The organism is Herbiconiux sp. SALV-R1 (genome assembly GCF_013113715.1).
Lineage (GTDB): Bacteria > Actinomycetota > Actinomycetes > Actinomycetales > Microbacteriaceae > Herbiconiux.
Window position 1 is genome coordinate 2,450,587 of record NZ_CP053344.1, and the last position, 22,240, is coordinate 2,472,826.

20 protein-coding genes are annotated in these 22,240 nt (G+C 71.7%); 5 read left to right on the top strand and 15 right to left on the bottom strand.

Annotation, left to right across the window (positions count from 1 at the left end; translation table 11 throughout):
• Positions 1–28 precede the first annotated feature (28 nt).
• The 3 genes from HL652_RS11730 to HL652_RS11740 all read right to left on the bottom strand — a co-directional run bounded on the left by HL652_RS11730 (position 29) and on the right by HL652_RS11740 (position 5,120).
• Positions 29–2,077 (bottom strand): vWA domain-containing protein, encoded by a 2,049-nt coding sequence (locus tag HL652_RS11730; RefSeq protein ID WP_171705483.1) that lies wholly within the window; start codon positions 2,075–2,077, stop codon positions 29–31.
• Positions 2,070–3,455: a magnesium chelatase gene (locus HL652_RS11735; RefSeq protein WP_171705484.1), complete on the bottom strand. Its 1,386-nt coding sequence runs from the start codon at positions 3,453–3,455 to the stop codon at positions 2,070–2,072. Before HL652_RS11735 ends, HL652_RS11730 begins: the two co-directional genes overlap by 8 nt.
• A 75-nt stretch (positions 3,456–3,530) precedes the next feature.
• On the bottom strand, positions 3,531–5,120 hold the full coding sequence (locus tag HL652_RS11740; RefSeq protein ID WP_171705485.1) for an ABC-F family ATP-binding cassette domain-containing protein: 1,590 nt from the start codon (positions 5,118–5,120) through the stop codon (positions 3,531–3,533).
• Between the two features lie 48 nt (positions 5,121–5,168).
• On the opposite strand from HL652_RS11740, the gene HL652_RS11745 reads away from it, so the two are divergent.
• Positions 5,169–6,089, top strand: a complete 921-nt coding sequence (locus HL652_RS11745) for a DUF5996 family protein (protein WP_171705486.1) — start codon at positions 5,169–5,171, stop codon at positions 6,087–6,089.
• Positions 6,090–6,132: 43 nt separating this feature from the next.
• On the opposite strand, the gene HL652_RS11750 is transcribed toward HL652_RS11745, so the two are convergent.
• The 7 genes from HL652_RS11750 to HL652_RS21920 all read right to left on the bottom strand — a co-directional run bounded on the left by HL652_RS11750 (position 6,133) and on the right by HL652_RS21920 (position 12,635).
• The gene (locus tag HL652_RS11750) at positions 6,133–6,372 is read right to left on the bottom strand and encodes a hypothetical protein (RefSeq protein WP_171705487.1); all 240 of its coding nucleotides are present in this window, start codon (positions 6,370–6,372) and stop codon (positions 6,133–6,135) included.
• 106 nt (positions 6,373–6,478) lie between these two features.
• Entirely contained in the window at positions 6,479–7,462 is a 984-nt protein-coding gene (locus HL652_RS11755) for an alpha/beta fold hydrolase (RefSeq protein WP_253743209.1), read from the bottom strand.
• Positions 7,459–8,358, bottom strand: coding sequence for an SDR family oxidoreductase (locus HL652_RS11760; RefSeq protein WP_171705488.1), 900 nt, complete (start codon positions 8,356–8,358; stop codon positions 7,459–7,461). The genes HL652_RS11755 and HL652_RS11760 overlap by 4 nt, the downstream gene beginning before the upstream one ends.
• 84 nt (positions 8,359–8,442) lie before the next feature.
• A complete protein-coding gene (locus tag HL652_RS11765; RefSeq protein ID WP_171705489.1) occupies positions 8,443–9,990 on the bottom strand; it encodes a GMC oxidoreductase in 1,548 nt (515 codons plus the stop codon).
• Positions 9,987–11,489 (bottom strand): alpha/beta fold hydrolase, encoded by a 1,503-nt coding sequence (locus tag HL652_RS11770; RefSeq protein ID WP_171705490.1) that lies wholly within the window; start codon positions 11,487–11,489, stop codon positions 9,987–9,989. Before HL652_RS11770 ends, HL652_RS11765 begins: the two co-directional genes overlap by 4 nt.
• Positions 11,482–12,516: a zinc-binding metallopeptidase family protein gene (locus tag HL652_RS11775; protein WP_171705491.1), complete on the bottom strand. Its 1,035-nt coding sequence runs from the start codon at positions 12,514–12,516 to the stop codon at positions 11,482–11,484. Before HL652_RS11775 ends, HL652_RS11770 begins: the two co-directional genes overlap by 8 nt.
• Complete coding sequence (locus HL652_RS21920) at positions 12,513–12,635, bottom strand: hypothetical protein (protein WP_256371276.1); 123 nt, start codon at positions 12,633–12,635, stop codon at positions 12,513–12,515. Before HL652_RS21920 ends, HL652_RS11775 begins: the two co-directional genes overlap by 4 nt.
• 171 nt (positions 12,636–12,806) lie before the next feature.
• Here HL652_RS21920 and HL652_RS11780 point away from each other — a divergent pair, with 171 nt between their 5' ends.
• On the top strand, positions 12,807–14,045 hold the full coding sequence (locus HL652_RS11780) for an MFS transporter (RefSeq protein WP_171705492.1): 1,239 nt from the start codon (positions 12,807–12,809) through the stop codon (positions 14,043–14,045).
• A 58-nt stretch (positions 14,046–14,103) separates the two neighbouring features.
• Here HL652_RS11780 and HL652_RS11785 read toward each other — a convergent pair whose 3' ends face one another.
• The 5 genes from HL652_RS11785 to HL652_RS11805 form a co-directional block, all read right to left on the bottom strand.
• Complete coding sequence (locus tag HL652_RS11785; protein ID WP_171705493.1) at positions 14,104–16,086, bottom strand: glycoside hydrolase family 15 protein; 1,983 nt, start codon at positions 16,084–16,086, stop codon at positions 14,104–14,106.
• Positions 16,073–16,873 (bottom strand): SDR family NAD(P)-dependent oxidoreductase, encoded by an 801-nt coding sequence (locus HL652_RS11790; RefSeq protein ID WP_171705494.1) that lies wholly within the window; start codon positions 16,871–16,873, stop codon positions 16,073–16,075. The genes HL652_RS11785 and HL652_RS11790 overlap by 14 nt, the downstream gene beginning before the upstream one ends.
• Before the next feature lie 97 nt (positions 16,874–16,970).
• Complete coding sequence (locus tag HL652_RS11795) at positions 16,971–17,129, bottom strand: hypothetical protein (protein WP_171705495.1); 159 nt, start codon at positions 17,127–17,129, stop codon at positions 16,971–16,973.
• 102 nt (positions 17,130–17,231) lie between these two features.
• On the bottom strand, positions 17,232–18,122 hold the full coding sequence (locus HL652_RS11800; protein ID WP_305848735.1) for an SDR family oxidoreductase: 891 nt from the start codon (positions 18,120–18,122) through the stop codon (positions 17,232–17,234).
• A gap of 104 nt (positions 18,123–18,226) precedes the next feature.
• Positions 18,227–19,168, bottom strand: a complete 942-nt coding sequence (locus HL652_RS11805; protein ID WP_171705496.1) for a 5'-3' exonuclease — start codon at positions 19,166–19,168, stop codon at positions 18,227–18,229.
• 89 nt (positions 19,169–19,257) lie between these two features.
• Between HL652_RS11805 and HL652_RS11810 the strand changes: the two genes are divergently transcribed.
• The 3 genes from HL652_RS11810 to HL652_RS11820 all read left to right on the top strand — a co-directional run bounded on the left by HL652_RS11810 (position 19,258) and on the right by HL652_RS11820 (position 22,225).
• Positions 19,258–20,103 (top strand): M23 family metallopeptidase, encoded by an 846-nt coding sequence (locus tag HL652_RS11810; RefSeq protein WP_171705497.1) that lies wholly within the window; start codon positions 19,258–19,260, stop codon positions 20,101–20,103.
• 157 nt (positions 20,104–20,260) lie between these two features.
• Complete coding sequence (locus HL652_RS11815; RefSeq protein WP_171705498.1) at positions 20,261–21,376, top strand: hypothetical protein; 1,116 nt, start codon at positions 20,261–20,263, stop codon at positions 21,374–21,376.
• Between the two features lie 174 nt (positions 21,377–21,550).
• The gene (locus HL652_RS11820) at positions 21,551–22,225 is read left to right on the top strand and encodes a response regulator transcription factor (RefSeq protein ID WP_253743210.1); all 675 of its coding nucleotides are present in this window, start codon (positions 21,551–21,553) and stop codon (positions 22,223–22,225) included.
• Positions 22,226–22,240: the final 15 nt, after the last annotated feature.

The following is a 22,240-nucleotide window of genomic DNA, read 5'->3' on the forward strand; positions in this document are numbered from 1 at the left end:
CGGCGATCGCGGGGTGACCGGTCAGCGGTCAGAAGTCGAAGGGGTCGGAGCCCGAGAACGATGAGCGCCAGGAGCCGCGTGAGCCGAGGTAGGAGCCGACCACGGCGACGCCGAGGTCGTCGGCCTCGGGCGCCATGACCGAGCCGCCGACGCGGCGGGCCATGGAGTCGATGAAGCGGGCGAGCCCCGCATCCTCCCCCAGCCTGAAGAAGGTGACCCGGGCGCCGAGCCGGCCGGCGTTGTCGAGCTCGCGCACCGCGTAGGCGATGGTGATCGGATGCGGCGGGTAGTCGAAGAACACCTCGCCGTTCGCCTCCAGGTGCGAGGTCGGTTCGCCGTCGGTGACGATGAGCAGCACCGGCTGGGCGTTCGGATGCTTGCGGAAGTGCCGGTTCGCCAGCAGCAGGGCGTGGTGCAGATTCGTGCCCTTGTCCCACTTGGCGTCGAGGCCGACCAGCTCCTCGATCTCCATCACGGCGGCGTGCCGGCCGAAGCCGATGAGCTGCAGGTCGTCGCCGCGGAACCGGCTCGAGATGAGCGTGTGGAGCGCCAGTGCGGTGCGCTTCATCGGCACCCACCGCCCGTCCATCGCCATCGAGAACGAGGTGTCGACGAGCAGGGCCACCGCGGCCTGCGTGCGCGCCTCGGTCTCCTGCACCTCGACGTCGTCGATGCGGATGCGCACCCGGCTCCCGCGGTCGGCACCCGCCGGGCGCTCCCCGGCCGAGCTCACCACGGCGTTGGTGATGGTGCGGGTGACCTCCCACGGCTCGGTGTCGCCGAACACCCACGGCCGGGTCGCGCCCGAGAGATCGCCGGCGGCACCCGCCTGCCGCAGCTCACGGGCCCCGGTACGGCCCGACATGCGGTCGGCGACATCACGCAGCAGCGCCTTGCCGAGCTGCCGCATCGCCTTGGGGGTGAGCTTCAGCCGCCCGTCAGAGCCGCGCTTCATCGCCCCCGAGTCGCGCAGCGCCCGCTCGAGCTGCTGCAGGGTGCGCGCGTCGACCGCCGACTCCTCGCCGAGCTGCCGCGAGAGCGCCTCGAGGTCGAGGTCGTCGATGCGCGAGCCCTCGTAGCCCTGGGCGAGCTGCTCCGAGAGGGCGTCGAGCTCGGCGAGGTCTTGGAAGACGCCGGTGCCGTCACCGAGGCCGAGCCCCTGCTCGCCCTCCATCGACTCGGCTCCGCTCCAGTCCTCGCCGGGGCGGAGGGCCCGCAGGTTGCCGTCGAGCTCGCCGAGCGACGCCATGAGCTCGGGCGAGCCGAAGGCCTGCTGGGCGAGCGCGTCGAGTTCCGCGCGCTGTTCGGGGGTCATGGAGTTGCGCATCCGCTGCCCCGCCGCCGCCCGGGCTGCGAGGGTGTCGAGCAGCTCGTCGACGGTCGACGGGTTCTCGGGGAAGAACGCGCCATGCCGGGCCATGAAGCGCTCGAACAGCTCGTCGGTGTCGTCGCCGCGCCGGTGGGCGGCGAGCAGCCGGTTGAGGTCGGCGAGCATGTCGTTCACGGCGGTGCGGTCGTCGTCGGTGGCGTTCTCGAGCGCCTCCTTGAAGCCGGCGAAACGCTGGTCGAGCAGCTCCCGGCCGAGCAGGTCTTTGATGGCCTCGAAGTCGGCGCGCGCCTCGGAGCTCCGCCAGGAGTAGCCGTTCAACTCGTTCACCGCAGCGGCGGGCGAGGGCGGGAGCGCCCCGATCTGCAGCTCGGCGAGGGCGCGGTCGCCCTCGTCCATGTCGACGTCTCTGGCCAGCTGCTTGCGTTCGGCGAGCACCGCCTTGTCGAGCAGGCGCTTCACCTCCTGCAGTGTGCCGTCGAGCTTGTTGTCGCGGGTGAGCTGCTCGCGGCGCTCGGCCACGCGGCGGGCGAGCTCGTCGAGGCCCGCGCGGTCTCGGCCCGAGGCGTCGCGCCCGCTGCGGCGCAGGTACTCGCGCAGCGCCTGCTCGGGCGAGTAGCCCGCCATCACCTCGTCGCCGATGGCATCGAGCGCCTCGCTGAGGTCGACCGGAGGCGCCAGCGGGTCGGGCCCGCCGTCGTACTTGCCGTACCGGGCGCCCCTGCCGAGCCTGCGGTTCTGCCTAGCCATAGACGGTCTCGCCGCCGCCCGTCTCCTTGCTCACCCGCCGGGCGAGGTAGAGCCCCTCCAGCGCGAGCTCGACGGCTCCGGCCCGCTCGCCGTCGTTGCGGGCGCCGAGCCGGTCGCAGATCTGGTCGTACAGCTCCGACTCGCCGAGCGCGGGCAGCCCGGCGAGCACGTCGCGTGCCGACACCTGCTCACCGGTGGTGACGAGCGCGCCCGCCTCGAGGGCGTCGACCAGCACGGAGAAGTCGATGCCGCGGAAGTGCTCGCGCACCGTCTCGGCGGTCGCCGTGCGGAGCAGGTGGTCGAGGATGTCGTCCTCCCGCCCTTCCTCGCCGGTCTCGAACTCGATCTTGCCGCCCAGCACGTCGACAGCCGTCTCGAGGTCGACGGGCCGGGCCACCGCGACGTCCTCACCCTGGCGGGACGCCCGGTGCAGCGCCGCGGCGGCGATCGTCTCGGCGCCGGCGATCGCGAAGCGCGCGCTCACACCGCTGCGCTGATCGACCGAGCTCGACGACCGCAGCGCCCTGGTGAATCGGGCGAGCACCTCGATGAGGTGGTCGGGCACCTCGGCGACGAGCTCGGCCTCCTGGCGGATGACCGCCACCTCGTCGGCGAGCTCGGTCGGGTAGTGGGTGCGGATCTCGGCGCCGAACCGATCTTTCAGCGGCGTGATGATGCGGCCGCGGTTGGTGTAGTCCTCGGGGTTCGCGCTCGCCACGACGAGCACGTCGAGCGGCAGCCGCAGCACGTAGCCGCGGATCTGGATGTCGCGCTCCTCCATCACGTTGAGCATCGCCACCTGGATGCGCTCGGCCAGGTCGGGCAGCTCGTTGATGGCCACGATGCCGCGGTGGCTGCGCGGGATGAGGCCGAAGTGGATGGTCTCGGGGTCGCCGAGCGACCGCCCCTCGACGACCTTCATCGGGTCGACGTCGCCGATGAGGTCGGCGACGCTCGTGTCGGGAGTGGCGAGCTTCTCGACGTAGCGCTCCGAACGGTGCTTCCAGGCGATCGGCAGCGCGTCGCCGAGCTCCGCCGCACGACGGATGCTCGCCACGGTGATCGGATCGTACGGATGCTCCCCCAGCTCCGAGCCCTCGATGACGGGCGTCCACTCGTCGAGCAGGCCCGAGAGCGTGCGCAGGAGCCTGGTCTTGCCCTGGCCGCGCTCCCCCAGTAGCACCACGTCGTGGCCTGCGATGAGCGCCCGCTCGAGCTGCGGGATGACCGTCGACTCGAAGCCGTGGAGGCCGGGCCACGGATCGCGACCCACACGCAGCGCCGCGAGCAGGTTGTCGCGGATCTCGGCCCGCAGGCTCTTCTGAACATGCCCCGCCGCGCGGAGCTCTCCGACCGTTGCTGAGTTGGGGTGCGCCATTCCTTACACGTTACGCCCGCATCCGGGCCCCGATGTCGATCGCAGGAAACCCGCAGACGACGTCGAGCGCGGGGCTCAGAGGGCTCCGGTCGCCGCCCGCTCCACGACGGTGGGCGTGCCGTCGAACACGAGCAGCCGGTCGGCGAGCTTGTCGACGAAGAAGCGGTCGTGGCTCACCACGAGCACGGCGCCCGGGAAGTGCGTGAGCGCCCGCTCCATCACCTGCGTGCTGGTGATGTCGAGGTGGTTGGTGGGCTCGTCGAGGATGATGACCGCGGCCCCCGAGAGCAGGCACTGCGCGATGGCCACACGGGCACGCTGACCGCCCGACAGATTCCCGATGCGCTGCTGCAGGTCGGCATCGGAGAACTGCAGCATGGCGAGGAACCGGGCGACGCTCTTCTTCGTGGCGCTGAAGGCGAGCGAGTCGGGGTAGGCGTTCACGGCGTGGCCGACGGTGTCGGTGAGGTCGAGCTCGGCGAAGACGCGGTTGTAGGAGACGTACCGCACGCCCTTGGCCCAGCGGATCTGCCCGGAGTCGGCCTCGGTCTCCCCCGTGAGCACGTCGAGCAGCGTCGACTTGCCCGAGCCGTTCGCGCCGAGCACGGCGATGCGGTCGCCGCGGTGCAGGCTGAAGCTGAGGTTCTCGAACAGCGGGGTGCCGCCGAAGCCTTTGCCGAGCCGCACCACCTCGAGCAGGTCGTTGCTCACCCGGAGGCCGCCGTAGATGTCGGTGATGATCTGGTCGATGGGCCGGGGAGCCTGGCGCTTCTTGATGTCGGCGAGCCGCCGGGCGAGCGCGTTCGGGTTGCGGGCCGCCTCACGGCGAGCCGCGGAGGCCGCCTGCTCGTAGGCGAGCAGCTCCTCCTCGTGCGCGAACTGCTTCTCGAGCATCTTCAGCCGCGACTGCTTGGCGTGCACGTAGGCCGAGTAGTCGCCGTCGTACTCCTGCAGGCGGTGGTTCTCGATCTCGATGATGCGGTCGACCACCTGGTCGAGGAACTGCCGGTCGTGGCTCACCACGAGCACGGCGCCGGCGTAGCGGCCGAGCCAGGTCTCGATCCAGCGCACGCCGTCGAGGTCGAGGAAGTTCGTCGGCTCGTCGAGCAGCAGCACGTCGGGGGCTTCGATCAGGATGCGCGCGAGGGCCGCCCGGTTGCGCCAGCCCCCCGAGAGGCGGTCGACGGGCAGCTCACGCCGCTCGTCGTCGAAGCCGAGACTCGTGAGCACGGTGTCGATGGCGTTCTCGTAGTTCCAGCCGTCGAGAGCCTCCATGCGCTCGAACAGCTCGGCCTGCTCGGTGAGGAGCGCATCCATCGCCTCGGCGGTCATCGGTTCGGCCAGCTGCTCGCCGATCGCGTCGAGTCTCGCCTGCGTCTCGTGCACCGCGGCGAAGTGGCCGCTCAAGATCTCGCGGATGCTCTGCTCGCCGTCGAGCTCGGAGAACTGCGAGAAGTACCCCACGGTGGTGCCGAGCGTCACGTCGACCGTGCCGGTGGTGGGCTCGCGCCGACCGAGCACGAGCTCGAGCAGCGTGCTCTTGCCGGTGCCGTTCTTGCCGATGAGGCCGACGCGGTCGCCCGCCTTCAGTTTCAGGAAGGCCTCGCGCAGCACCGTGCGCCCCTCGAACTCGATGCCGACGTCGTTCAGGCGGATGAGACTCACGGGCGACCAGCCTAGAGCTTCGCGCTCCGCGCTCTGTACCGTGGGCTCATGCACGCGACCGCCGCCTCCGCTCCGTCGAACAGCTCCTGGCCCGCCCTCACGACGGACCCCTGGGGCCCGACCAGGGCGACGTTCCACATGTTCACCCAGATCGTGGGGAAGGTGCGCATGGCGTTCGCGCCGATGGTCAACCACTGGTGGCAGGTGCCGCTGTACGTGACGGCCCGCGGGCTCAGCACCGGAGCCGTGCCCTACCGGGGGGACGTGTTCGACATCGAGTTCGACCTTCTGGCCCACCGGGTGTCGTTCCGCCGGAGCGACGGGCGCGAGAGCGTCTTCGCCCTCGAGGCGATGCCCGTGTCGGAGTTCTACCGCCGGGTGTTCGCGGCCCTCGCGGAGCTGGGGGTCGAGGCCACGATCCACGCGCGGCCGAACGAGGTCGACCCCGCCGTGCCCTTCGAAGACGACCACGAGAACTGCAGCTACGACGCCGAGGCGATCACGGCGTTCTGGCGGCAACTGATCCAGGCCGAGCGCGTGCTCACGGTGTTCCGCTCGCGCTTCACCGGGAAGGTCAGCCCGGTGCACTTCTTCTGGGGCGCGATCGACCTCGCGGTCACCCGTTTCTCGGGCCGGGAGGCCCCTAGGCACCCGGGCGGAGTGCCGAACTGCCCCGACCGCGTGATGGTGGAGGGGTACTCGCACGAGATCAGCAGCGCCGGGTTCTGGCCCGGCGGCGGAGCGGAGGGGGCGTTCTACTCCTACGCCTACCCCGGTCCCGAGGGCTTCGCCGAATGGCCGGTGCCGGAGGGCGCGTTCTTCAGCGCGGAGCTCGGCGAGTTCCTGCTGCCGTACGAGGTGGTGCGGGCCGCCGACGACCCCGATGCGCTGGTGCTCGAGTTCCTCGAGGCCACCTATGAGGCCGCGCGCACCCTGGGGCACTGGCCCGACGGGCCGGTCGCGGCCTGAGGCGCGGTCTCAGCGCATCGCGCGTCTCAGCGCGTCGCCCGTCTCAGCGCATCGCCGCGCGCGCCCGATCCATGGCGACGGCGCGCTCGAGTGCGGCCTTCGCCTCGTCGAGCCGGGGGAAGGTGCCGAGCGCCCTGCCGGTGGCACAGGTGACCTCGAAGCCCTCCGTCCAGCGCTCCGTCACGATTCCAGCGGCCTCCCCGCGAGCCGACGCGATCCAGAGCCCCGGCTGGGCGCACCGCCAGCTCACCGCGAGACCCGTGTTCTCCAGCTGCATCACCATGGTTCATCCGCCTTTCACACCGCCGTCGTTGCGCGGATGCTCTCGAGTGAACTCCGGGTGACGTCTCGCGGCGCGGGCTTGACATCGGCACCGTTTCAGGCGTGGGTCATCCGCGGCGAGGGGCGTAGGCCTGCCAGAGCAGTTTCGCGTGCTGCGCTTTCGCCCGGGCCACTCCGCGCTCGTCGCGGCGGAGGGCGGAGACCCACTCGGCAGCCCTGCTCCCCATCGCCTTGAGCACGAGCGGCAGGCCGCCGCCCACGGGCTCCGGCAGGTCGGCCTCCTCCGACGACATCTGCCCGCGCCGGGCGAGCTCGCCGTCGACGAACCCCAGGGTGAGCTTCGCCACCCCCACCGCGTGCGCGTTGATGACCGAATGGGCGGCCCCCTCGATCTCCCAGGTGGATGCCGAGCGCGCCGCCTTCGCCAACCGCAGATGGAACCGCCGCGGTGAGGTGGTGTCGAACTGCCCGCGGATGAAGAGCAGCCGCGCCGGCACGAGCGCCACTCGGTCGACGATGCGGTAGCGCATCATGTGCGGCAGCACGGTGAGGAAATAGACGAGCCCGCACAAGACGTACGCCGAGACCGCGGTGAGGGCGAGGTGCAGCGTCTCGCGCGACGCCGACTGCGCGAAGCGCAGCGCCTGCACCGGAAGCGCGCGCTCGCGGTCGTTGATGACGGGGCTCACCAGCACCGCCTCGGTGATGCCCGGACGGCTGATGAGGAGCTCGGTCACGACCTGCGTGCCCATGGAGTGCCCGATCACCACGGGGTCGTCGAGACCGTAGTGATCGAGCACCGCCGCGACCTGCTCGGCGAAGAAAACGGCGGTCGGCTGCACCCCCGGGCGCGGGAGCCCCGCGAACCCGGGTAGGTCGAGCGCGTAGACGTCGCCGCGCTCGGCGAGGGTGGGTGCGAGGAACTCGAAGTAGGTGGCGGCGACCCCCACCCCGCCTACCAGCACGAAGGCCTTCCGGCTCCCGGTGTCGTCGGCGTGCTCAGCACCCGTCATGCTCACCCGGGTGACGCGGGTGGTGGCGCCCCGCGACCGCACCCGGTCGACGACCAGCTCGAGGGGCACCTCGCTCACGGGGTGACCATGGCCCCGTTGACGTTGAGGGTCTCCCCCGAGACGTAGCTCGCCTCGGCCGAGGCGAGGAAGACGTAGGCGGGAGCGATCTCGGCGGGCTGCCCGGCGCGCTGGTAGGTCGACTCGTCGTCGAAGGCGCGCATCTGCTCGTCGGAGACCCCGCCCGAGACCTGCAGCGCCGTCCAGGTGGGCCCGGGGGCGACGACGTTGACCCGGATGCCGCGGTCGGCCAGCTGCTGCGCCAGCCCTTTCGAGAGGTTGTTGATCGCGGCCTTGCTCGCGGCGTAGTCGAGGCGATCGGGTGCGGGCTGATAGGCCTCGAGCGAGGCCGTGCTGATGATGGCGGAGCCGGGAGCGAGGTGCGGCAGCGCCGCCTTCGTGATCCAGAAGTTCGCGAACACGTTCACGCGGAAGGTCTGCTCGAACTGCTCGTCGTCGAGGTCTTCGACGTTCTCGACGGCGATCTGCTTGCCGGCGTTGTTGACCACGATGTCGAGGCCACCGAGAGCTTCGACCGCGTCGGCGACCAACTGACGGCAGGCAGCCGGGTCGGAGATGTCGGTGGGCAGGCTCACCCCGGTGCGACCGGCGGCCCGCACCTGCTCGAGCACGTGGTCGGCGTCGGCCGACTCCTCGGGGAGGTGGGCGATCGCGACATCCGCCCCCTCTCGCGCGAAGGCGATGGCGACGGCTCCGCCGATGCCGGAGTCGCCGCCGGTGATGAGTGCCCGCCGGCCGGTGAGACGGCCGAGCCCTCGGTAGCTCGACTCGCCCAGATCGGGAACCGGCTGCATCTGCGACTGCACGCCCGGCTCGGGCTGGTGCTGCACGGGCGGCTCGACCCGCGGGTAGCGGGCGACGGGGTCTCCGGGGGCGAACTGGTCGTGGCTGGTCATGCCGTCGACCGTACGCCGGAGACGGTGCTTCCGCCTGCCCGACAGGTCGTCGCGGCCGTCCCTGCCGCCGTGTCGGCCGTCATCTCAGCGGCGCGCGAGGAACCGGTCGGCGGTGCGCAGCGCGAGCGCCATGATGGTGATCGCCGGGTTGGCGATGAGCGAGCTCGGGAAGACGGAGTTGTCGCAGACGAACAGGTTCGGCACCTCGTGCGACCGGCCCTCGGGGTCGACCACCGAGCGCTCGGGGTCGGTGCCCATGCGGCAGGTGCCGACCGTGTGCGCCGTGCGCGCGAGCACGGTCGTCGACCGCGCGCCGGCCGCCTCGACGATCGACGTCATGGTGGCCACGGCGTGCTCGTCGATGGCCTTCTCGTTGTCACCGGCGGTGAAGCTGAGCGTGGCTTTGCGCATCCCGAGCTCGTCGACCTCCTCGGCGAGCTCGAGCAGGTTGCCCTCGGCGGGCAGGCACTCGGCGTTGATGCCGACGCCGGCCATGAACGGATAGTCGTCGAGGGCCGCGAGGAGCTCCTGGCCCCACAGGCCGCCGCCGCGGGTGAGGCTCGTCGCGTAGGTGAGCGGCATCACGCCGAGGCTCTGCACGAGGTAGCCGCCCGCGAAGTCGACTCCCGCCGGCCGCACCAGGTCTTCGCTGATGATCGACGAGGGGTAGCCGCGGTAGCTCCGCATCTCCTCGTCGAACCGGCCCCACACCTGGGTGGCGCCGTGCACCATGAAGTTGCGGCCCACCTGCCCGTTCGCGGTGCCGACCCCCGTGTGCAGCAGCAGCCGCGCGCTCTCCACACCACCGGCGCAGAGGAAGACGGCGGCGCAGCGCTGCCGCATGTCGCGGCCGTTCTGCCGGTACACCACGGCCGTGATGCGCCCCGCCGCGTCGCGCTCGAAGCCGTGAGCGGTGGCGCCCGCCCTGATCTCCGCGCCCGCGGCGACCGCGGCCGGCAGGTAGGTCGTGTCCATGCTGGCCTTCGACTCAGTTCGGCAGCCCTGGTGGCACGCCCCGCAGGAGATGCACGCCTGGCGCACGCCGTGCTGCTCCTGGTGCCGGTCTCGGGTGATCACGGCGGCAGGAGCATCCGTCGCCGTGATGCCCACGGCCTCGCAGCCGCGCATCATCATGTCGGAGGCGGCGTTGCGTCGGGTGGCCGGGTAGGCGTACCGCCGCGACGGGTCCCACGGGTAGTGCGCGGGGCCGGAGACGCCGATGAAGCGCTCGACGCGCTCGAGGTAGGTGGTGAGCTCGTCGTGGTCGACGGGCCAGTCCTCCCCCACGCCGCAGTCGCTCCGCAACCGGATGTCGGTGCGGCTCGGCCGCGGGGCGAAAGCGCCCCAGTGGAGGGTCGAGCCGCCCACGCCGCGCCCGCTGTTGTTCTGGCCGAAGGCGGTGGGGTCGTCGCCGCCGCTCAGGCGCTCGGCCATCCAGTTGATCTCGACGGCCTCGGTCTCGTCGGGCGTGTGGTCGTCGGGCTCGAAGTTCGGGCCCGCCTCCAGCGCGACCACGGTGAGGCCGCGGGCGGCGAGGGCGGCGAGGAGGGGCGCACCGCCCGCGCCCGTGCCGATGACGACGGCGTCGACGACACGTCCGGTGTCGTGCAGCCGCTGGCCGGTAAGGTTCATGGGGTGCTCCGGGTCGGGGTGGGGCGCGCGGATGAGGTGGTCGGCGCGGGTGGGGTGAGGTGCGCGGCCGGGCCGGTCGGCGCGGACGTGCTGGGGTGCGTGGCGGGGGTGGGCAGGTCGACGCGGGTCGTCGTGGCGGCGGGTTCCCAGGGCTCGCGGCGGCCGGCGGTGAGGATGCGGAAGCCGGTCTTGCGCGGGCCGTCACCACCGGTGGCGAAGCCGTCGAAGCCGACCCTGGCCAGCGAGGCCGGATGCGCCAGCCACAACCGGGCGAGATCGGCCCTGGCGTCTTCGAACCAGCTCGCGAGCTGGGCCGGGCTGAGCCGGGCGCCTGCCGGATCGAGGGCGGAGTCGGCCAGGTCGCGCAGCCGCGCATCCTGCTGCTCGGTGTCGAGCTCGGCGAAGCCCGCCAATGCCTCGAGCGCCAGCGCGTAGGCCTCGGGGTCGGCGGGCAGCTCGGCGTTGCGCCAGCCGTCGCCGTCGCCCCGGGCGAGCTGCGCGTCGAGCCGCGCGGCGAGGTCGATGGCAGGATGCTGCTGCGGCACCACGCGGTCGGCGACCGCCCGAAGGGTGCGGAGGGCACCCGGCATGAGCGTCGTCGGCCGGTAGCCGGGGTCGTCGGCGAGGGCCCGACGGGCGAGGATGCCGCGGGTGCGCCTGCTGGTGCGGTCGGAGGCGATCAGGGCCGCCGTCGGCGCGGGAACCTCGGGGCCGGCGAACGCGCGGGTGTCGGCGAACTCCGCGATGAGCCCGGCGACCTCCGCCGGTCGCTCCCACGGCAGCAGGTGACCGGCGCCGTCGACGACCTCGAAGCGGGCGTGCGGGTAGACGGCACCATTGAGTTCGCGTTGGGCCTCCGGCCCGAGGTCTCCGTCGTCGCCGCCGCTCACGATCAGCGCGGGAGCGTCGAGGGTGCCGACGACCTCCGACCAGTCTTCGAGGCTGCCGCGTTCGAGCCACGCGGCCCAGGCCTCGGGAGACGAGCTCGTGACGTCGGCGATCGCGAGGGCGTCACTGCGCGCGGGCAGCGGAGACCCCACGTTCGCGTCGATGAAGGTGCGGGCGTCGTCGTGGGCGATGGCGTCGCCCGTCGTCCAGGCGAGCATCTGCTCGCGGCGTTCCTCGTCCATCGGCTCGGGCGTCGGCGGAGACGCGGCCAGCAGCACGACTCCGGCGAGCCCGAACAGGGGCGCGGAGCCGTCGAGCACGCGGGAGGCGACGATCGTGGCGATCTTCCCGCCCATCGAGTGCCCGACGAGCAGCCAGCGGTGCGGTGCCCGCTGGGCGATGCGGTCGACGACGAAGCCCACCATCTCGTCGACCGTGGCCGCCCCGAGGGGAGCCGACGAGCCGAACCCGGGGAGGTCGATCGCGAGCATCTCGAAGCGGTCGCCGAGCTGCGCCGCCAGCTCGTCGGCGGCGCGATGGCTCGACCCCAGGGCGTGCAGGTAGACGAGCACCGGCGCGGTGGCGGCCGGTGCCGAGGTGGATTCAACCACGGGGCTCCTCGGGTGCGGGAGAGTGCGTCGGTGTCTCGGCCGAGCGCACGACGGATGCGGCGAACCGCAGCTTCTCGACGACCGGGTCGGCCACCGTGAACGGGTAGAGGTCGCGCGCCCCGAGTGAGCGGTTCACCACGTTCATGGCGGTGGCGAACGGCAACCAGTCGGTTCGTACGACGTCGCCGAAATCCTGCGACGGCGAGGCTTCGGCAGGGTCGGCGACGAGGTCGAAGGCCCTCGCGGTCTCGAGGGTGTCTTCGATGTGCAGGTAGTGGGCCCACGACTCCGCGAAGTCCTCATAGGGATGCATGGTCGCGTACTCGCTGATGAAGGACTGCTGCCAGTTCTCGGGCGAACCGTCCCGGTAGTGCCTGTCGATGGCCGCTTGGTAGTCGGCGCGCTCGTCGCCGAACAGCTCACGCACCGCGAGCATCCGACCGGTTCGCTCCAGGAGCCGCCACTCGATGTAGTGGCCCACCTCGTGGCGGAAATGACCCAGCATGGTGCGGTACGGCTCGGCGAGCCGTTGCCTGACCTTCTCGCGGTGGCTGTCGTCGCCCTCCGCGAGGTCCATGGTGATCACGCCGTCGGCGTGACCGATGGTGACGTCGTCGTCGACGCTGGAGAGCAGGTCGAAGGCGAGACCGTGCTCGGAGTCATCGACGTCGTCCACCGCGAAGCCGACCCGACGGAGGTCGCGCAGCAGATGCCGCTTCGCGGCCTCGGCGACGGGGAACAGCGTCAAGCCCTCGAGGTCGGCGTCGGCAGGGCGGGTGCGGGTGAGCGAACAGCTCGCACACGCCGCACCCGCGGTGTCGACCACCCAGGAGCAGTGCGCCAGCGCGGCCTGGGAGCAGCGGTATCGGGGCCGGCCTGCGCCGGCTGTGACATCGGCAGTGGGTGACTCCAGCGCGATGATCTCGTCGTCACCGTAGTGATAGCCGAGTTCGGCGCCGCAGTGCAGACACTCCGTGGAGTCGAAGAAGACCTCGGTGCTGCAGACCTCGCAGGCGAAGCGCCTCACGCAGCGTCGTCGAGGCTGTCGAGGATGAGGTCGTGCTCGGTGTAGCCGAAGCGGTTCTTCACGTACTCGAGCACGTCGGGGTGAACGAGAGTGGTGATGGTGGGGATGCTGTCGGCCATGAGCTGCTCCAATCGGATGAGTGTTACTAGTACATCTAATGTCTAGACAGACTAGCAACTAGACAAAAGTGATTTCTACTCCTCGTCACGACGATCGAGTCATGGTAATGCGGCGGGCAGGCGCCGCTGGGCACCCTAGGTTTGTAGAGACTGATCTGGAGGTCTGCCACCGTGGATGCCGCACTCGCGCGACGCCGTCTCGCCCTGTTCGCCCTGTTCTTCGTGCCGGGCGTCTCGTTGGCGTCATGGGTGACGCGCACCCCGGCCATCCGCGACCTGCTCGGCGCCTCGACGGCCGAGATGGGGCTGGTGCTGTTCGGGCTGTCGATCGGCTCGATGGTGGGCATCCTGTCGTCGGGTGCGCTCGTCGCACGCTTCGGCGCCCGCCCCGTCATCACCGTGGGCCTCGTCGGCATCGTCATCAGCATGCCCACGGTCGGCCTCGGCGCCGCCGTGGGGTCGAACCTGCTCGCCGCCTTCGGGCTGTTCCTGTTCGGGCTGGCGATGGGTGGCGGAGAGGTCGCCATGAACGTCGAGGGGGCCGAGCTCGAACGACGAATCGGGCGGCCGGTGCTGCCCGCCCTGCACGGCTGCTTCAGCCTCGGCACCGTCGTGGGTGCTGTCGCGGGCATCGTGTTCACCGCCACCGACTTCTCGGTGGTGCTGCACCTCATGATCGTGGGGGTGCTCGGGCTCGTCATCTTCGTCATCGCGATCCGGCAGCTCGAGTACGGCGTGGGCAAGGTCGACCGCGCCGCGCGCTCGACCACGGCCGAGGCCGTTGCCGACGCCGATGCCGCGCCGGTTCGCCGCGCTCCTGTCTGGCGCGACCGGCGCCTGCTCCTCATCGGCGCGATCGTGCTCGCCATGGCGCTGGCCGAGGGCAGCGCCAACGACTGGCTGCCGCTGCTCATGGTCGACGGCCACGACTTCGACCCCGCCTACGGGTCGGCCGTGTTCGCCGTGTTCGCCCTGGCGATGACGGTCGGCCGCTTCGTGGGCGGCTGGTTCATCGAGCGCTTCGGGCGCGCCCACGTGCTGCGCGCCAGCGCCGTCGCCGGGGTGATCGGCCTCGTGCTCGTCATCTTCGTCGACAACCAGATCGTCGCCGGGCTCGCCGTCATCCTCTGGGGGCTCGGTGCAGCGCTCGGCTTCCCGCTCGCCCTCTCGGCGGCGGGCGACTCCGGCCCCGAGGCGAACCGGCGGGTGGCTCTCGTGGCCACGGTGGGGTACGTGGCGTTCCTGGTGGGACCGCCCGTGCTCGGCTTCCTCGGCGAGGAGTTCGGGCTGCGTGCGGCGATGATCGTGCCGCTCGTGCTCGTGGCGGTGGCGATCTTCCTCGCGCCCGCGGTCGGCGGGCGCCTCCCGCGGCCTGCCGACGAGCAGGAGCCCACGCGCACGGCGGCCTGAGCCGCAGGCGCTGGGCAGCCTGAGCCGCTGGCGCTGGGCAGCCTGCGCCGCGGACGGCCTACCGCTCCGCCCGCTCCCGCGCGCAACGGATCGACTCGGCCGCGTCGACCAGCGCCAGGTGACTGAGGCCCTGCGGGAGATTGCCGAAGAACCTCCCTGTCTCCGGCTCGATCATCTCCGAGTACAGTCCCACGTCGTTCGCCGACGCCACCAGCGCATCCATGCGCTCGGTCGCCTCCGCGAGCTCGCCGAAACCGGCGAGCGCCTGCACGAACCAGAACCCGCAGGCGACGAACGCCGCTTCCTCCTCGTGCACCCCGCTGTAGCGGTAGAGGTGCGGGCCCACCGAGAGCTCGGAACGGATGCGGTCGACCGTCGCGCGCATCCGCTCGGCCGGGCCGAACCCCGCCGTCGAGTGCAGCAGCACCGACGCGTCGAGCACGTCGGCCTTCGGATACATGACGTAGGCGCCGCGCTTCTTCGACCAGCCGTGCTTGGCGATCCACCGGGCGAGGAGCTCGCGGTTCTTCTCCCAGCGGGCCAGCGACTCGGCGGTGGGGTGGATCTCGCCGAGCTCGGCCAGCCGGCAGGCGTCGTCGAGGGCACGCCAGCAGCCCATCTTGCTCGAGACGTAGTGGCGCTTGCGCGGCAGCTCCCACATGCCCGAGTCCTTCTCGGGCCAGCGGCGGCAGGCGCTGTCGGCGAACTCCTCGAGCAGGGTCGCCGTGTTGCCGTCGAGGATGTTGCCCGCCTCGACGTACTGCCGCATGATGCCGATGACGTCGGCGTAGACGCCGAGCTGCAGCTGTGAGGCGGCCTGGTTGCCGATGTCGACAGGACCGATGCCCTGCCAGCCCTCGGCGTCGACGCGCCGGAGCCCGTCGGGCTGGTCGCCGTTCAGCGTGTAGAAGATGCCGAGCGAGTTGCGATGCCGTTTGAAGGTGGAGAGCACCCACGAGACGGCGGCGTGCGTCTCTTCGCGCAGCCCGAAGCGGGTGAGCGCGCCGACCGTGTACGCGAGATCGCGCACCCACGCGAATCGGTAGTCGTAGTTCTTGGTGCCGCGGTCGTTCTCGGGGAGCCCGGTGGTGGCCGCGGCGGCGATGGCGCCGGTGGGCGAGAAGATGAGCAGCTTCAGCGCGAGCGCGCTGCGATGCACGGCGTCGGACCACGGGCCGTCGTAGCTGAACACGTCAGACCAGTGGGTCCAGTTGTCGATGCTGCGGTCGACGCCCTGGTCGACGATGTGGGGGTCGGGCAGGTGGATGGGCTCGTCGTCGGTGCCGCAGAGTGCGAGCAGGTGCCGCGAGCCCGCCGTGGTGCTGAAGGCGCCCTCGAAGCGCGGGGGGCCGTCGGTCGGGCCGGCCGGCGGGCGGTCGCGGTGCGTGTCGCTGGGGCCGCCGGGCGAGACTTTCGGGGCACCCGCCGAGGCTTTGGGCGAGGCGACGGATGCGGCGGTGCGGTCTGCAGACGACGAAGCGTCGTCGTCGCCCCGGCCGGCCGGTGTCGTCGACTCGTCGTGGTCGGTTCGGCCGTGCCCGAAGCCGACCAGCACGAGGTCATTGGTGCCGATGCGCAGCAGTGGGCCGTGCAGCGACTCCACGCGGCGCACGGGCTCCTCGGCGAACAGCCCGCCCGGTGCGACCTGCCAGGTGAACCCGACGGTTCCGCGCACGCCGTCGATGCGGCGGGCGAGCTCCGTCCAGGGCAGACGCCCGGCCACCCCGGTGACGAGGGCGTCGGTGACGGTCGCCTCGCCGGTGGGGGTGATGAAGGTGGTGCGCAGCACGTTCGTGCCGGGCACGTACTCGCGGGTCGAGCGGAACGGGCCGGTCGGCCGGAGCTCGAAGAACCCGCCGTGCTCGGCGTCGACCAGGGCGGCGAACGCCGGTGCCGCGTCGAGCCCGGGCACCGGGAACCAGTCGATGCGGCAGTCGGGGGCGATGGCCGCGACCGTGCGCCCGTCGCCGATCATCGCGTAGTCGCTGAGTTCTACGTAGCCGGGGTGGGCTCCGTCGCGGAGCGCGTCAGATCGTGGCAACGGAACCCGAATCGACGCGGTAGTTGGAGCCGTTGACGAACGATGCGGCGTCGGAGCAGAGGAAGACCACGACGTTCGCGACCTCCTCGGGCTCTCCACGGCGCTTCAGTTCCATGTACGGGCGCTCCTCGTCGAGGAACGACGAGATGGCCTCCTCGGTCGACACCCCGAGTTGCTCGCTGCGCTTGTGCATCATCGCGTCGGTCATGGGGGTGTGGATGAACGCGGGCGAGACCGCGTTCACGAGCAGACCCTCCGACGCGTACGAGCGCGACAGCCCCTTTGCCAGGGCCAGCACGCCCGCCTTCGCCGCGCAGTAGGGCAGCTCGTCGTCGTAGGGCTGCACGGCGTCTTCCGAGGCGAGGAAGACGAGCCTCCCCCACCCGCCGCTGCGCAGGTCGGGGAGGAACTCGCGGGTGACCCGCACCGGGCCGAGCAGGTCGGTCTCGACTGTGCTCACCCAGCCCTCGTCGTCGATCTCGTGGAACAGCCCCTGTGCACCCGTCACGCCCGCCGCCTGCACGAGGATGTCGATCTCACCGACCGCCTGCCGCACCCGGTCGTGCAGGGCAGCGAGCTCGGCGGTGTCGGTGATGTCGGCGGCGAAGGCGTGGAGACGTCCCTCGGGCGCACCGAGCTTCGCGGCGGCCTCGTCGAGCTCGGCCTGGTCGCGGTCGGTGAGGACGACGGTCGCCCCTTCGGCGAGCAGCAGCCTCGCGGTGTGCCACCCGATGCCCGAATCACCGCCCGTCACGAGCGCCGTTCTTCCGGTGATGCCGAGATCCATTCCTGCTCTTCCTGTCGGGTGTCGTGTGGCGGGGCGGATGCGCAGTGCCGCGCGGTGGCGGTGCCGCCGCTCGACGGCGCCGAAAGTGGCGGTGCCGCTACTGGTCGGCGCCGCCGCCGGAGGCCGTGTCCTCGCCCTCGCTCGACTCGCTGCCGTCTGACGACGAGCCGTCGGGCAGCTCCTCGGCGTCGGGGCGGTCTCCGCCGCGCAGGTCGTCGGTGTCGTCGCCGGGCTGGTGAGGCGTCTGGTCGGTCATGATCGCTCCTGTCTTCGTTGTCGGTGATGGTGGACTGCCCAGCGGGTGCAGCGCATCCGGCCGGCCGCGCGCATCCGATGGTCTCCCCTCACGGGGCGTCGCTCAGTGGGTGGGGGTGCCGCCGGTGACGGCGATGGTCTCGCCGCTGATGTAGCTGGCCTCCTGCGAGGCGAGCAGCACGAACGGCGGGGCGAGCTCGGCGGGCTGGCCGGGGCGGCCGAGCGGGGTGTCTTCACCGAACGACTCGATCTTCTCGTTCGGCACGAACGCGGGCTGCAACGGCGTCCAGATCGGGCCGGGCGCCACTCCGTTCACGCGGATGCCGCGCTCAGCGAGCTGCTGGGCCATCGCACGGGTCCAGTTGGCGATGCCGGCCTTCGACACCGCGTACTCGGCGAGCTGGGGCGAGGGCACGAAGCCCTGGATGCTCGAGCAGGTCACGATCGACGCACCTGGCTGCAGGTGTGGCGAGGCTGCCTTGGTGAGCCAGAACAGGGGGTAGATGTTGGCCTTCAGCACGTGGTCGAGGGTCTCGGTCTCGAAGTCGTCGATGCTGTCGACGGTGGGCATGGTGCCGGCGATGATGGCGAGGATGTCGAGGCCGCCGAACTCCTCGACGGTCTTCTCGACGAGCGCCTTGTTGGTGGCCTCGTCTTGCAGGTCGCCCGGGAACAGCAGCGCCTTGCGGCCCGCCGCCTCGACGAGGGCGGCGACCTCCTCGGCCTGCGCCTGCTCCTCGGGGAGGTACGACAACGCGACGTCGGCGCCCTCGCGGGCATAGGCGATGGCGACGGCGCGGCCGATGCCGGAGTCGGCGCCGGTGACGATGGCCTTGCGACCGGGGAGCCTGCCGTTGCCGACATAGCTCTCCTCACCGTGGTCGGGCTTGGGCGTCATCTCGTGGATGTCGCCGGGGCCCTCCTGCTGCTGCGGGGGGAAGGGCGGCTGGGGGTAGAGGGTGGTCGGGTCCTGGGGCGTGTACATCGTGGACATGCGGGCCACCGTACGACCGGTCACCCCGACCGGCTACGGGTTGCCAGTTTCTCCCACTTGGTGTGGAGTATTCCCCTGCTGTGCAGGAGTCACCTTCGCAGGCGTCAGCCGCCCGTGCGATCGAGTGCGGCGAGCAGGCGGCCGACCGAGCCGCCGAGGTTCCAGTCGGTGGCCAGGCGCTCCAGCTCGGCACGGTCGTCACCCGTCACCGGGCGCAGCTCCGCACCCGCCTCCTCGAGCGACGGGAGCTCGAGGTCGCGCACGACGTTCACGACGCGGGGCGCCACGTCGAGATAGTCGGAGGCTGCTTCGAGTTTCTGCCGCACGCCCGCTGCCAGGTCGCTGCCCGCATCCGTCGCCGCCGCCCGCAGGGCCTCGAGCGTGCCGAACCGGCCGAGAAGGGTGGCCGCGGTCTTCTCGCCGATGCCGGCGACCCCGGGCAGCCCGTCACTGGTGTCGCCGCGCAGGGTGGCGAACGCGGCGTACTGCTCGGGCAGCACCTTGTACTTCGAGACCACGACGGCGTCGGTGAGCACTTCGAGGTTCTTCATGCCCTTGGCGGTATAGATCACCCGCACGTCGCGCGAGTCGTCGACCAGCTGGAACAGATCGCGGTCGCCCGTGACCACGTCTACCGGCAGCTCGGCCTGGGTCGCGTAGCTGCCGATGACATCGTCGGCCTCGTGCTCGGGCGCGCCCACCACGGCGATACCCGCGAGCGCGAGCGTCTCGCGGATGAGCGGGATCTGCGCCTCGAGCGGGTCAGGCACCACCTCGACGTCGGGCGCGGCCTGCACCTCTTCGGCGACCCGGTGCGCCTTGTAGCTCGGAATGAGGTCGACGCGCCACTGCGGGCGCCAGTCGTCGTCCCAGCAGGCCACGAGATGCGTCGCCTCGTAGTCGACGGTGAGCCGCGCGATCATGTCGAGGAGGCCCCGCACCGCGTTCACCGGGGTGCCGTCGGAGCGGCGGATGCTGTCGGGCACGCCGTAGAAGGCGCGGAAGTAGAGGGAGGCGGTGTCGAGCAGCATCAGGCGTGCGGGCATAGCCGATCCTGACACGGATGCGCGGGGTCGCGCAGATCCTTGGAGTTTCCCAGGTCGTGCCTAAGAAATCGCTCTAGGCTTGTGGGGATATGTCTTCGAACGCCCCGCTCACCCGACGCGCCCTGCGCGAACAGCGAGAACGTGAAGAGGCGGAGCGCAAGGCGCTCGCGCGGAGGCCGCGGGAGTCGCCTCGCACGCCGCGGTCTCTGCCGAACTGGAAGGGCGTCGCCGCGTTCTCGTTCGCAGCGCTGCTCGCGGCGGCCACCTCGCTCTCGGCCATCGGCGGGCCCACCACCAGCAGCTTCGCCGAGGCCCCCGTCACCACCGAACTGCCCGCCTCGCAGGAGTTGCTGACCGCAGCCGGCACCGAGCTCTCGGTCACCCGCGACGAGTTCCGCGCCACCACCCCCGAAGAGCTCGCCGCCGCGCGGGCCGCCGAGGCGGCGCGGGTGGCGGCGGCGAAGGCCGCGGCCTTCGGCATCCGTACCGCGTCGACCTACACGAACAACACGCTCAGCGAGATCCAGTGGCCGTTCCCGGTGGGCGTGCCCATCAGCGACGGCTTCGGGCCGCGCTCCTCCCCCGGCGGCATCGGCAGCACCAACCACAAGGGCGTCGACTTCACGCCCGGCCAGGGCACGCCCATCGGCGCCATCGCCTCCGGCGTCGTGAGCAAGGTCGTGCGCAGCGACGGCGGCGGACTCGGCGTGTACGTCGTGGTCGACCACGTCATCGACGGCGAGGAGGTGAGCAGCTGGTACGGCCACATGCTCACCGGCTCGCCCACCGTGAGCGAGGGCCAGGCGGTCGTCGTCGGCCAGCAGCTCGGGTCGGTGGGCAACACGGGAACGTCGACGGGGGCGCATCTGCACCTCGAGATCCACGTGGGGGGCTCGCCGGTCGATCCGTTCGCGTGGCTGCAGGCGCACAACTGAGCGTCGCCCGCTCGCTGTTGAGCGTCGCCCGCTCGCTGAGCCGAGCGTTCGTATGAACGGGCTGGGAGACACGGCCTCTTTGGGGAATTCTCGGGAACGCGAGGCGGTCGCTCAGAACGCCGGGTGACGATGGAGGTCACCCGAACGGAAGGCCCCCATGAGCAGTCTGCAGCGCATCCTGAACCTGGCATCGAAAGCCCTCGACAAGGGCGGCCCCGGTACCGGTGGGTCCTCGGGCGGGAGTTCGGCTCGCGGGTCGCAGGGCGGGACCGACTGGCGCGACCTCGTGCGCAGCGCGGCCGACCGGCTGACGGGTGATGGCAGTATCTCTGCTGCACCGACTTCGGCGGCGCCGCCCGCTGCGCCGACGTCCGTTGCGAGCGCCGGCGGAAGCGGGGCGGCGACGGATGCGCGCCCGACCGGTGCTGCATCGACCGTCGATCCTCGCGACCGGGCTGCAATCGCCCGCTACGACTACCTTCTTCAGACCGCCGAGCCCGCGCAGCTCGAGCAGGTGCACCGGGAGGCCTTCGCCGCGCTCACTCCCGCCCAGCGGGAGCAGGTGGAGGCGCGCCTGCGCGCCGAACTCCCCGCCAACGAGCAGCCCCGTTCGGGCTCGGCCGACGACCTCGCCCGCGCCGCGACGCGCGGTGAGGCGCGGCGGCCCGGGTTCCTCCGTGGGCTGCTCGGCAAGGTCCCGGGTCTGGGTGGCACGTCGGGCGCTGAGGCGGGCGCTGGCGCTGCGGCGGGTGCTGGCGCTGAGGCGGGTGCTGGCGCTGCGGCGGGTGCTGGAGCGGCGGCGGGTGCTGGCTCCGGCGCGGGCACGGGTGGTCGCGGCAGCTCGAGCGCAGGCCGCGGCAGCGCCGTCGCCGCCGCCGGCGCGGGCGCCGCCGCGGGCATCGGGCTCGGAGCAGCGGGCGGTCTCCTCGCCGCGGTGGCCGGCAGCGCGATCGTGAGCAGTGTCGCCGCACCGCTGCTCGAGCAGGCGGCAGGGCTCGGCGTCGACTTCGAGGCCTTCTCCGGCGGGTTCGACGAGCTCGCCGCCGGCGCCGGCGAGGCAGTCTCGGGCCTCGGCGAGCAGGCCGGCGCACTCGGCGAGCAGGCCGGAGCCCTCGGCGAGCAGGCGACCGGTTTCGGCGAGCAGCTGAGCAACCAGGCAGGTACCCTCGGCGAGCAGGCGACAGGCTTCGGCGAGCAGCTGAGCGAGGCGGGCTCCGCCTTCGAGCTTCCCTCCATCGACCTCGGCGGCCTGGGCGGGTTCTTCGACCGCTGACGCACGTCCGCCTCGCCCTGCAGCCTGCCTGCATGAAGCCCGGGCCGCCAGCCGGTCACCAGCGTGACCGAGTGACGGCCGGGTCGCCTGCCGGCCACACCCTGGGCGGCGTGGGGGCCGACAGGCGCGAAGCCGCCGCCTAAGCTGGGTGATCGTGACGCCAGGACGTGCAGCGTGAGTGTCGGCGCCCAGGGTGGGGCGCGGGGGGCGATCCGTGTGGCGGTGGTCGAAGACCAGCCGCTGTTCCGGCAGATGATCGCCGCGCTGCTGTCGGCGGCCGGCAGGTTCGACCTCGTCGGCGCGTGGCCCGATGCCGCCTCCGCAAGGGAAGCGCTGAGCGGCCGGCAGCTCGACGTGGCCCTCCTCGACTACCGCCTCCCCGACGGAGACGGCATCACCCTCGGCCGCTGGCTGCGCGCCGAGCAACCCGGCATCGGCATCGTGCTGCTCTCGGCCACCGATAACATGAACGCCCTGCTCGACCTCGCCGACGCCGAGCTGCGCGGGTGGAGCTACCTCTCGAAGACGTCGTCGCTCTCCAGCCGCGGACTCCTCACCGCCCTCGAAGCCACCGCCCAGGGCCGCACGGTGCTCGACCCCGCCCTCAGCGAGCGCCGCTCCCCCCGGCGCGGCAGCGGCCTCGACGCCCTGAGCCCCCGCCAGTTCGAGGTGCTCGAACTCGTCGCCGAGGGCCTCACCAACACGGCGATCGCCCACCGCCTCGGCATCGCCGACCGCTCCGTCGACAACCACGTCTCCACCATCTACCAGGCCCTCGCGATCAGCGCCGACGGCCAACGCAATCCCCGCGTCGAAGCCGTCCGCCGCTTCCTCACCGAAACCGCCTGAGCGCGGCGGGCGCCC

Bases quoted from the DNA above. Each gene is read 5' to 3' on its own strand.
- HL652_RS11805 (WP_171705496.1), bottom strand. From the start codon at position 19,168: ATGCCCGCACGCCTGATGCTGCTCGACACCGCCTCCCTCTACTTCCGC.
- HL652_RS11815 (WP_171705498.1), top strand. From the start codon at position 20,261: ATGAGCAGTCTGCAGCGCATCCTGAACCTGGCATCGAAAGCCCTCGAC.
- HL652_RS11735 (WP_171705484.1), bottom strand. From the start codon at position 3,455: ATGGCGCACCCCAACTCAGCAACGGTCGGAGAGCTCCGCGCGGCGGGG.
- HL652_RS11760 (WP_171705488.1), bottom strand. From the start codon at position 8,358: ATGACCAGCCACGACCAGTTCGCCCCCGGAGACCCCGTCGCCCGCTAC.
- HL652_RS11750 (WP_171705487.1), bottom strand. From the start codon at position 6,372: ATGGTGATGCAGCTGGAGAACACGGGTCTCGCGGTGAGCTGGCGGTGC.
- HL652_RS11800 (WP_305848735.1), bottom strand. From the start codon at position 18,122: ATGTCCACGATGTACACGCCCCAGGACCCGACCACCCTCTACCCCCAG.
- HL652_RS11795 (WP_171705495.1), bottom strand. From the start codon at position 17,129: ATGACCGACCAGACGCCTCACCAGCCCGGCGACGACACCGACGACCTG.
- HL652_RS21920 (WP_256371276.1), bottom strand. From the start codon at position 12,635: ATGGCCGACAGCATCCCCACCATCACCACTCTCGTTCACCCCGACGTG.
- HL652_RS11730 (WP_171705483.1), bottom strand. From the start codon at position 2,077: ATGGCTAGGCAGAACCGCAGGCTCGGCAGGGGCGCCCGGTACGGCAAG.
- HL652_RS11810 (WP_171705497.1), top strand. From the start codon at position 19,258: ATGTCTTCGAACGCCCCGCTCACCCGACGCGCCCTGCGCGAACAGCGA.
- HL652_RS11790 (WP_171705494.1), bottom strand. From the start codon at position 16,873: ATGGATCTCGGCATCACCGGAAGAACGGCGCTCGTGACGGGCGGTGAT.
- HL652_RS11745 (WP_171705486.1), top strand. From the start codon at position 5,169: ATGCACGCGACCGCCGCCTCCGCTCCGTCGAACAGCTCCTGGCCCGCC.
- HL652_RS11765 (WP_171705489.1), bottom strand. From the start codon at position 9,990: ATGAACCTTACCGGCCAGCGGCTGCACGACACCGGACGTGTCGTCGAC.